This window comes from Dolichospermum sp. LEGE 00246 (assembly GCF_015207865.1).
Lineage (GTDB): Bacteria > Cyanobacteriota > Cyanobacteriia > Cyanobacteriales > Nostocaceae > Dolichospermum > Dolichospermum heterosporum.
This window is the reverse complement of record NZ_JADEWA010000156.1, coordinates 1-10,936: the sequence shown is the minus strand read 5'-3', so window position 1 is coordinate 10,936 and position 10,936 is coordinate 1. Positions and strand designations below refer to the sequence as shown.

Below are 10,936 nucleotides of genomic sequence, written 5' to 3'. Positions count from 1 at the left end.
CTTTTGAATGTGCTGATTCTTTGTAAACCATCTATAATAATCCATTTATTATCATCAGTAGCATCTATATAAAACGCTGGAAGTGGAATTTTAATTAAAAGAGATTCAATTAAGCGACTTTTGGCTTTAGGTGTCCAAATATCAGATTGGCGTTGAAAGTCAGGAGCTAAATCAATTTCATCATATTCAATTCTTTTAAGTAGGAGATCCATTGTCATAGGTTTAGTTTTAACCCTAATCTGTGTTGGGTCAAAGGGTTCTAAATTTTCATCATCATCTTGATCTATTAATTCCATCTGTTGATTATTGAGTTTATTTGTTTCCATTATGACAAATGCTACTAAAAATTTACTTAGGCAGAATTAGATATCATTAAATCATAATACCAAACAAATTATCTGGGCGTTGATTGAATAGAATTTTCAACGACTTATGAACAGTAATCTCACTGAGTAGTAGAACTTTTATTAAATTCGCTATTGAGGCAAAACGCATCTAAATTAAATTATGCAAGCAAAATCAGGATTTAGCATGGCTAAACCCTGAGCGACTCCTGAATTTTTCCCTACAATCTTTAGGCTTCGTCGTAAGCTTCTAAATCTAAGAGGTGGATATAGGCTTCAACTAACTCTGGACGCTGAAAAGCGATCGCCCGCAGTAGATGCCAATCATTCAAACCCTCAAAAGCATTACTATAATTATCTAGTTCCAGACGTGTAGCCAAATCCCTTACCTCTGTTGTCGTCATAGCAGAAATTTCTGTTTTGGAAATGCTTAGAGTTTTCATAAGACCTCGCGGTATGCGGGAAACTCAGTCCCTTTAGGGCTGAGAGGGAAGCGACACGGGCGGTTTTAACCGCATTGAATCTTAAATTTTAGTCAGGTTTTTTGATTGGAAACCTGAAAAACTAACTCCCATTTCTGGGGTAATGTTAGCTTCGACCAGTTATAAGAGCTTGTTTTGCTTGCAACACTGTTCCAGTGACCTTAGAACTGTTTAATCACAAGCGACAGAGCAGGGAACTAGCTTCGCATTCCGGGGTGTCGTGACTCAAATAACGGCTACCTATTTCTAGGTGGTCTGGTCAGTACAGCTTGTTTGATTTCTCTTGCAAGCTCAGTCCCTTTAGGGCTGGGTTACTGACAATGCTTGCCCCTCCCTTTCGCAGCGCTTACATTCAGCTTAGGGTGGAGTTGCTTCCACCTGTTCTATCTTACTCATTAACGAGCATGAAATTTGTAAAAATTCTTGTGATTTTTACCAGAATTTGGAAAATTTTTGTAACTAAACCTAACCAATTGTGTTAAGAACAAAAGTTCGTAGCACTTCTAACATTTGTAAATTAATTTCATGTCCCGTGGCGAATTCATGATATTCCACAGCTACGCCTAGAGATTGTGCCATTTCTCTCGACTTAATCGCTGCTTGCAGGGGGACTACTTCATCCCTTGTACCGTGCATGATTAATGTCGGCGGAAAATTGCCTTGATTCAGCGTTGCTACGTCAGGATGTAGATAGCCACTTATCACTACCAACCCAGCCAAGGGTAAGCTTAATCCTACATCTAAAGTCATTGCCCCACCTTGAGAAAATCCGCTCAAAATTGTGCGTGATAACGGTACACCCGTATTACTTTCTAAAGAGAGCAACCAATCTATCAGTAATTGTTTACTTTGGGTTAATCCATCATACATATTTTCTGTCCGCAGGTCATACCATGCCTTACCCGTGTCAGCATAAGGATAAGGATAGGGAGCATTGGGGAGGAGAAATTCGTAATCAGGTAAATTGACATAAGGGATCAAAGATGTAACATCTTGGGCATTTGCACCCCAACCATGTAAAGTGACGATTAAAGCATCTGGTGTTTTTCCTGCTGGTGGAGAAACTCTGATGAAGTCTAATGTTTGAGTCATAGGTAATTGAGTTAAGAATTAATGCAGATACAGTATACCGCGTCTTAATCCAGTACACATTTCCTAACTTTTTTCGTTCTTCTGGAAGTTTTTATATTTTGCCGTATTTACACAGTGATATTGCATAATGACAGCATGAATTATGCTTTGCGCCAAGAAGCAAAGGCGCAAAGTTTAATACCAATTTTATGTGAGGTTACACAGAATTATGAAATCCATGAATTCCGTCTCTATCTGCGTTCATCTGCGGTCAATAAATCCCGAAATTTTATTCTATGCAGCTTCATTTTAATTTACACTCTCCCTTGGGGTATATATTAAATAGGGAAGTAAAATAAAAAAATAATATGGGGATGGGGATATGGTCACATTAAATATTGATGATTTACAAGAAATTGATAAATTTCGTAATTTACAATTAACATTACGCGATCGCTGGCAAACTAGCGAATTATTCGACAATAGTGAAGCAGATATTTTAATTGTTCCTTCTTTGAGTATCGATCAAGGAGAATTACTCAAGATAGAAGGATGTGAGCATTATGAAGAAAGATTACTTTTTTCATTAATGCGGTTAAGAAATCCCCGGACTAGATTAATTTATGTGACATCAATGCCACTGCATCCCAGTATTATTGATTATTATCTGCAACTACTTCCGGGCATTCCTTTTTCTCATGCTCGTCATCGCTTATTATTACTTTCTGCCTATGATGCTTCTTTAAAACCCCTCAGTCAAAAAATATTAGAACGGCCTCGGTTATTAGAAAGAATTCACAAAGCTTTGCGACTAGATAAAGCTTTCATAGTATGTTATAATTCCACTTTTTGGGAAGCGCAATTATCTTTAAAGTTGGGTGTACCTTTATATGCTGCTGCACCAGATTTGCAAATTTGGGGAACAAAGAGCGGTAGTAGACAGATTTTTCAAGAAAGTAATGTCCCACTTCCCGACGGTAGCGAGTTAGTCAGGAATTGCGAAGACTTAGCAAATGCTGCGGCTGATTTGTGGGAACGTCAACCGACATTACAAAGAATGGTAATTAAGTTGAATGAAGGTTTTTCTGGGGAAGGGAATGCACTGTTAGATCTACGGGAAATAATGGATGTTGCACCGGGAAAAGCTGATCATAGTCAAAGAGTAACAGCAATTAGCGATCGCTTCCTGCATTTACGTTTTCAATCTTTACAAGAAACCTGGGCGAATTTTTCTCGACGCATTCCTGAATTGGGGGCAATAGTGGAAGCTTTTATCGAAGGAGAAATCAAATATTCACCCAGTGTCCAAGGCAGAATCACACCTAATGGAGAAGTGGAAATTATTTCTACCCATGACCAAATTTTAGGCGGACCTGACGGACAAATTTATATAGGTTGTCGCTTTCCTGCGGATGCAAATTATCGCTGTGAATTACAGGAATTAGGTTTAAGAGTTGGAAATAAATTAGCGGAAAAAGGAGCTTTAGAAAGATTTGCCGTTGATTTTGTCACTGTTGACAAAGGTGATGGTAAATGGGATATTCAAGCCATTGAAATTAACCTTCGCAAAGGAGGAACAACCCATCCATTTATGACGTTGAAATTATTAACTAATGGTCGTTATGATTTATCCACTGGATTATTTTATAGTCAACAAGGCAGACCTAAATATTATATTGCCACAGATAATTTACAAAAATCTAATTATCAGGGATTATTACCTAATGATTTAATGGATATTATCGCTCACCACAGGTTACATTTTGATAGCGGCACAGAAACAGGTACAGTTTTTCATCTCATGGGTTGTCTTTCCCAATTTGGTAAATTAGGATTAACCAGTATTGGTGATTCACCCCAAGAAGCGGAAGAAATTTATAATAAAGTTATTGAGGTTCTTGATCAAGAAACCAGCGGTGATCATAATAATCATGCTATCTTTACTGATTATAATTTTCCCATGACTGGGGATGGATATAGTTGTTAAATCAAATATAAAATTCAGCTTGATATTCCTGATGCTCTATTCCTCTATCAATCAAGCATCAGGAATATTCACAAAATTCTGATGTCAGGATATCATCTCCGGTAGGAAACAGTTATACCCGGAGATAGAGTAGGGAGGAAGATAGCAAACTATTATAATATACTGTGTTTATGTTCATAAGATTTGTATTATCATAGATATAAATATTATTTTATGAAAAATGCCAGTAGATTTTCTCAATGAACCAATCATTTCTTTCACAATTCTCCTTATAGCTATTTTTATTGTTCCCCCGCTATTTGAGAGACTAAAATTACCTGGATTGGTGGGTTTACTAATAGCAGGCGTATTACTGGGTCAAAATGGACTCAATCTCCTCAACCCTAAATCGGAAACTATAAAACTGCTTTCAGATATTGGTAAAGTTTATTTGATGTTTGTAGCAGGTTTAGAGATTGATATTGAACAATTTCGCCAAACTAAAAATCGCTCAATGGGTTTTGGCTTCCTGACTTTTTTAATGCCTTTAATTGCGGGGATTATTACCGGACGTTTATTCAATTTTAGCTGGAATTCTTCTGTTTTGATTGGTTCTTTACTGGCTTCTCATACTCTCTTGGCATATCCAATTATCAGTCGGTTGGGAGTTATCGGCAATGAAGCAGTCACAGTGACAATTGGGGCAACGATTTTTACTGATACAGGTGCATTGTTATTACTGGCAATTTGTGTAGGTATTCATGGAGGAGATTTCACAGCTTTTAAATTATTTACTTTATTGGGTGGACTAGCAATTTATTCAGTTGTGATCTTATTTGGGTTTAATAAGGTAGGAAAAGAGTTTTTCCGCCGCACTGGAGAGGAAGAGAGTAATCAATTTTTGTTTATCTTGCTGGCCTTATTTTTGGCATCTGTAGGAGCGCAAGCGATTGGGATTGAAAAAATTGTTGGTGCGTTCCTGGCAGGTTTAGCAGTCAATGGCGTTTTGGGAAATAGCCCCGTTAAAGAAAAGGTAGAGTTTGTGGGTAGTGTTCTGTTTATCCCTTGTTTCTTTGTGGACATGGGATTACTAATTGATATACCTGCGTTTATCAAAACTCTCAGTTCAATTACTTTAACTGTGGCAATTGTCGTGGCACTGATTAGCAGTAAATTTGTGGCGGCCTTTCTAGCTAAAACATTTTATCGCTATAACAATTCAGAGATGCTGACAATGTGGTCATTATCGCTACCGCAGGTAGCAGCCACACTCGCAGCCACATTAGTTGCCTATCAATCCGTAAATCCTGCTGGTGAGAGGCTAATCAATGAGGGTGTCTTAAATAGTGTTATTGTCCTGATGTTGGTGACGGCTATCATGGGTCCGATAATTACAGCTAGGGTTGCTCGGTCTTTACAAGTCGTCCCGTCTACGGAATGGAAAACAGATAGTTTATCGGTGTGGTGGGAATCTCAAGAGCAAATAGAGACAGCAGACAACCGTTTGCAACAAGATTACCCGCCATTTATTGTTGTAGTTCCCATTTATAACCCGCTGACGCAACGTTATCTGCTGGAAATGGCAGCACTTATAGCCCGTCATGAATCTGGACAGATTATGCCTTTAGCTATTACTAAAGCCCATCTGAATATGGATGATCCACAATTAGTAACGGCACTAGCACAAAGTCAGGAAAGATTGAGGTTGGCTTCCGAAATTAGTCAAGAATTTAACGTCCAAGCATCACCGACAATTCGGATTGATGATAATGTGGCTTTGGGGATTAGTCACGCCAGTCGGGAACATAATGCTAGTTTAGTGATAATGGGTTGGGGAAATACCAGGAATTTCCGCGCCCGTTTATTTGGTAGTCTCATTGATAAGGTTTTCTGGTCTTCTCATTGTCCGGTAGCGGTAACACGCCTGTTAAAAAGTCCGACAGAAATCAGACGCATTCTTGTTCCTGTTGGTGACTTAATGAGGGTGACTATTGGGACTATCAGATTTGCCCAAATTTTAGCTGATGCTAATCAAGCTGAGGTTGTGCTTTTGCACGTGAACGATGCCTACCGCAGTCCCAGCCAACGCTTAATACCTGATGAGCAGGTTACACATTTCACATCTCAATTGTCTGATATTGCTAATCAAGGCAACTTACAAGTCAATACAAATATTTTAACAATTGTTGGTGATGATATTGCCAAAGTCATTATTGAGCAAGCGCAGGCATTTGACTTAGTGGTTTTGCGTTCTGTCCGCTATCGCACCGCTGGAGGATTAGCCGTTAGTGAAGTGACAACCCAAGTGATTAACAATTTGAAATGTTCGATTGTCATGCTGGGAGAACCTCAATAATACCTGTAATTCCCTCCTCTGACCTAAAAAAAGGCTCGATATTTGGGACAAAGACTAATGGCAATGGCCAGTTAGAGTTATTTAGACGAATATCTAGAACTAAAGTGAAATAGACGCTAAAATCGATCCAGCCTTTGTATTTTCGTGGTTTTGACCCAGATAACTCAGAGTGCGGTTCACTGCATAAATCCCCATTGTCAACGTCCTTACCCTCAACCTTGGGGAAACAAATTCTGTAACAGTTGTGGCGCACCGCTGCATCTGTTAGATCGCTATTTCTCTCTTAAACCTCTCGGTGCGGGGGGATTTGCCCAAATTTACACAATTTGGGATGAAAAGACACAGACAGAAAAAGTGCTAAAGGTGCTAGTTGAAACTTCACCCAAGGCGCTGGAATTATTTATTCAAGAAGCGGAAGTTTTAAGTAGTTTCCGCAATTCTGGCGTGCCTAAAGTTGATGCTAATGGGTATTTTCAAGTTAACTTAATTAATCCTAAACCCCATCAATTACCTTGTTTGGTGATGGAAAAAATCAATGGCTACACTTTAGAGGAAGTGTTAATAAATTCTCCTCAAGGTTGTTCCGAAGATTTGGTACTCGGTTGGTTTATTCAAGCCGTGTTGATTTTACAGGAATTACATAAACGCCAAATTATTCACCGAGATATAAAACCTTCTAATTTGATGTTACGGACTTCCACACCAGTATCTCCTGCCAAAAGTGATCAATTAGTGCTAATTGATTTTGGTGGTGCTAAACAATTTAGTGGGTCAGTTTTGCGATCACACTCCACATCTACACGCTTATACTCTTCCGGTTATAGTCCCCAGGAACAAATTCGCGGCGGTAATGTTGGACCAGCCGCAGATTTTTATGCTTTAGGACGGACGATGATTCAACTACTTACCGCCAAATATCCATCCGAATTGGAAGATAGTTTAACTGGAAAATTGCGTTGGCGTAATTATCGGCAAATTAACCCAGATTTAGCGGATTTAATTGATGAAATGGTAGAAGATGATGTGCGATTACGTCCAGCTAATACAGCTATTATTCATAAACGCTTACTAAGTATCGCCTCGTCATCTTCACAGCCAGGTTTATTCAGCAGTCCGGGTAAATCTGTTGTCCAATCAATCACTGAATTTACTCAAGCTATAAGTAATACTACTTTATTGATAATTCAGGGAATATACAAATTTTTATCCGCCTGTTTGGCGACTGTTTGGGTAATGATACTGACAAGTATCTGCGCGGGAATCGGGACTATAATTGGTTTTGTCCTGGCTTACCATACCAGTTTAGGCGATCGCTGGCTAGAATTACTAGCCTATCAATTCCCCACATTAGTCGGAAAACAACCTTATATAGCCGCAGAAACTATCCTATATGGTTTTGCAGGTTTGGGAACAGGTTGGGGATTAACCTTATCAGGCTGTTTTGGGCAAAAGCGGCGGTTTCTCATCACAGCCTTAATGGGCTTAATTGGCTACAGTTTAGGCTGGATAGCTTGTCAATTCATCACCACACCGAATCCGGCGGAAAGCTTAGTCACATGGATTTTAATCTCACTTCCCCTATTAACCCTTGGTTTAGGTCTTCGCAGTCATCAAATCGCCTACGCTGTCATTGCAGGTTTAGGAAGTTCCAACCTCATAGCCATTCTCGTACGTTTAGGGTTAGGACTACATTTATTCCATTTTTCCAGTCAACCACAAGGGCTGGATATATTTTCACCCATAGGTTTTTTTAGTTTAGTGAGTATTTTAATCAGCTTTTCCCTGAGTATAAGCCATTACCTAATTGTCCCTTGCTTACGCTGGTTAGGTTGGCGATAAGGAGAAGGTAGGGGCGCAGGGCTTACGCCCATTCAGGAAGAAGCAGGAAGAAGAAGAAAATTTTTCCCCTGTTCCCAAAAACACAGATACCCCCAGTTCATTTGAGTTGTGAACTGGGGGCATCCCATAATTGGTAGACTATAAATGTTTCGGTATACTGAAGTTGAAACCAATATACACTCTTTATTCCCATTTGCATAGTTCTGTAATAACAATTTATTTAAGTTTTGTATATTTTTAATTATTCCTTCATATTTAAGACTGATTAAACCAGCAAATATACTGTCATTTTAATAAAATTAGCAGCATTCTAGCAAAAAACACCGCGCAACTCAGCCAATGTGGAACTTAATAAGTAGTGAGACAGAATTAATTACACAATGTCATTGCGTAAGCGTGGCGTGGCGTTAGCCATATGGAACGAAGTGAAATGAAGCAATCGCCAGGGTTGTGATTGCTTCCCTTCCCTCGCAATGACTGTAAATATTTTTGTCCAATTACTTACCTGAAATTAAGTTACTCTGAAGCTTATTTGCAGAAAATATTGAAACATTGAACATGGAATGGAACGCACTATTTCATTTTTAGGCATTTGTGTTTTCATCGGTATATGCTACGCCCTGTCCGTGAATCGTCAAGCCGTGCGTTGGCGTACAGTTGCTTGGGGGTTAGGGTGGGAATTTATTTTAGCTATAGTCATTCTCAAAACCACTTGGGGTTTGAACTTATTTAAATCCTTGGGAAATATCGTTGGTAACTTTTTAGCTTTTTCTGATGTTGGTGCAAAATTCGTCTTTGGTGAAAACTTCAAAGATCATCTGTTTGCTTTTCAAATTCTCCCCACAATTATCTTTTTCTCATCATTTATCAGTATTCTTTATTACTATGGCATTTTGCAAAGAGTTGTCAATGCCCTAGCATGGTTCATGATGAAAACCATGAAAACATCAGGTTCTGAATCTTTGTCCTGTGCGGGCAATATCTTCTTGGGACCAACAGAGGCAGCACTCATGGTCAAGCCTTACATAGCAAATATGACAAAATCTGAATTGCACGCTGTCATGACTGGTGGTTTTGCTACCATTGCTGGGGGTGTACTAGGTGCTTATTTGTCCTTTGGGATTCCACCAGAACATTTAATTGCTGCTTTTTTTATGACTTCTCCTGTTGCATTGATAGTATCAAAAATAATGTATCCAGAAACAGAAGTATCGGAAACTACGGAAAAAGTTAATATAAACATCAAAAGTAATTATGTTAATGTTCTTGATGCAGCCACATCTGGGGCAATTGATGGGGTAAAATTAGCAGTTAATGTTGGGGTAATAATAATTGCTTTTTTGAGTTTATTAGCTGCTGTGAATGTTGGCAGGTTATCCGCAATTATCTTTAGAAGGGATGTTATCTTTAATTATGTTTCCCGTAGCCTGGTTAATGGGTATACCTTGGGCTGACTGTGGACAAGTTGGAGCATTATTAGGTAAAAAGACGATTCTTAATGAATTTATCGCCTATTTGGATTTAGGAGAACTGATTAAGAAACAAGAAATTTCTCAACGTTCAGCTATTATTACTACCTATGCCTTATGTAATTTTGCTAATATTGGCTCAATTGGCATTACTATTGGTGGGATCACAGGAATAGCACCCAACCGTCAACAAGACTTAGCCCGTATGGGTTTAAGGACTATGATTGGTGGATTATTGGCCGGTTTTATTACTGCGGGAATTGCGGGAATTTTGATTTAGAAATAATTGGAATTACAGGATTTGCTGTAGGGGTAGCGCCCCCCGTGCCTACCCCATTCTTATGGAGGTACAAGAACCCCACCACCGGGAACAGGGAACATTTGTTACCAAAACTGTAACAATTGAGAATTTATGAATCGTGGATGAGATAGTGAACAATTAGTAGATTAGCAACGTCTTTTGCAATAGACACCTGAAAATCTGGAGTAATTGAGGTAAAAGGATGAATTCTGTCACAACCAATTTTCTGCAACGACGTTATGGGGTAAGTTTGGGCAGACGTTATGTTTTAGCAGCCGCTGGTGTTATGGTATTAGGTGCTTTTGCTTGTTATCCGATAGATAACCTCGTTCCCAGCCTCCGACTGGGAATGCCCTCAAGAGCCTCTGCCTCTGCTACCATTGAAGGCAGAGCCTTCTAAAATTCATTCCCATACAGAGTATGGGAACGAGAAAATGAGAAGAGTATGGGAACGAGAAAATGAGAAGAGTATGGGAACGAGAAAATGAGAAGAGTATGGGAACGAGAAAATGAGAAGAGTATGGGAACGAGATAAAGAGGTTGTTTTAGACTTTGATTGATGATTATATTGATCGTCAACAGACAAGTATGCTAGGGACAAAGCAAGAGCTTCATTGGTGTCAACTTAACGCAAAACCCATAGCCCGCCTGGGAATAAATTCCCAGTCTAATAAGTAATGGGACAGAATTAATTACACAATTTCATTGCAAATGGAACGAAGTGAAATGAAGCAATCGCAAGGGTTGTGATTGCTTCCCTTCCCTCGCAATGACTGTAAATATTTTTGTCCAATTACTTAGCAAAAGTCATCTGAAGATGACTAAAGATTAGGAAAATTTATTAGTCCGTTAAAACGGACTTGAGCTATGAGACAGGGAATTTATTCCCTGACGGGTGTGGAAGCCAACAGATAAGCCATTTTTAGCCTAAGTTGACACCAACAAGGAATATGGTTTTTGTGAATGTGTAACGCTCATTAACCTTATCCAAAAACAACACCGCGATAAATTTCCGATATCGGTAAATCAACCCCAACAGACTCCAAAGAAATGGATTTTTCTAAATTATTAAAATCACTCAATAACCAACCTTGAGACTGTTTACTAT

General features: G+C 39.0%; 7 protein-coding genes and 1 pseudogene. 5 read left to right on the top strand and 3 right to left on the bottom strand.

The window, feature by feature from the left end; translation table 11 throughout:
* From IQ228_RS12345 to IQ228_RS12335, 3 genes are all read right to left on the bottom strand, one after another.
* On the bottom strand, positions 1-326 hold a 326-nt coding region (locus tag IQ228_RS12345; RefSeq protein ID WP_193962972.1), incomplete at its 3' end, for a DUF262 domain-containing protein.
* Positions 327-574: 248 nt separating this feature from the next.
* Entirely contained in the window at positions 575-787 is a 213-nt protein-coding gene (locus IQ228_RS12340; protein WP_027404889.1) for a DUF2555 domain-containing protein, read from the bottom strand.
* Between the two features lie 504 nt (positions 788-1,291).
* Positions 1,292-1,918 (bottom strand): alpha/beta hydrolase, encoded by a 627-nt coding sequence (locus IQ228_RS12335; protein WP_027404888.1) that lies wholly within the window; start codon positions 1,916-1,918, stop codon positions 1,292-1,294.
* Between the two features lie 361 nt (positions 1,919-2,279).
* Between IQ228_RS12335 and IQ228_RS12330 the strand changes: the two genes are divergently transcribed.
* From IQ228_RS12330 to IQ228_RS26610, 5 genes and pseudogenes are all read left to right on the top strand, one after another.
* On the top strand, positions 2,280-3,884 hold the full coding sequence (locus tag IQ228_RS12330; RefSeq protein ID WP_027404887.1) for a peptide ligase PGM1-related protein: 1,605 nt from the start codon (positions 2,280-2,282) through the stop codon (positions 3,882-3,884).
* A 220-nt stretch (positions 3,885-4,104) separates the two neighbouring features.
* Positions 4,105-6,219: a cation:proton antiporter gene (locus IQ228_RS12325; RefSeq protein WP_027404886.1), complete on the top strand. Its 2,115-nt coding sequence runs from the start codon at positions 4,105-4,107 to the stop codon at positions 6,217-6,219.
* A 150-nt stretch (positions 6,220-6,369) separates the two neighbouring features.
* The gene (locus IQ228_RS12320; protein ID WP_193962971.1) at positions 6,370-8,058 is read left to right on the top strand and encodes a serine/threonine-protein kinase; all 1,689 of its coding nucleotides are present in this window, start codon (positions 6,370-6,372) and stop codon (positions 8,056-8,058) included.
* Positions 8,059-8,621: 563 nt separating this feature from the next.
* A pseudogene (locus IQ228_RS12315) lies at positions 8,622-9,807 on the top strand (NupC/NupG family nucleoside CNT transporter).
* 223 nt (positions 9,808-10,030) lie between these two features.
* Positions 10,031-10,228 (top strand): hypothetical protein, encoded by a 198-nt coding sequence (locus IQ228_RS26610; RefSeq protein WP_027404883.1) that lies wholly within the window; start codon positions 10,031-10,033, stop codon positions 10,226-10,228.
* Positions 10,229-10,936 lie beyond the last annotated feature (708 nt).

Coding starts and splice junctions, on each gene's coding strand:
- IQ228_RS12340 (WP_027404889.1), bottom strand. CDS start 787: ATGAAAACTCTAAGCATTTCCAAAACAGAAATTTCTGCTATGACGACA.
- IQ228_RS12335 (WP_027404888.1), bottom strand. CDS start 1,918: ATGACTCAAACATTAGACTTCATCAGAGTTTCTCCACCAGCAGGAAAA.
- IQ228_RS12330 (WP_027404887.1), top strand. CDS start 2,280: ATGGTCACATTAAATATTGATGATTTACAAGAAATTGATAAATTTCGT.
- IQ228_RS12325 (WP_027404886.1), top strand. CDS start 4,105: ATGCCAGTAGATTTTCTCAATGAACCAATCATTTCTTTCACAATTCTC.
- IQ228_RS26610 (WP_027404883.1), top strand. CDS start 10,031: ATGAATTCTGTCACAACCAATTTTCTGCAACGACGTTATGGGGTAAGT.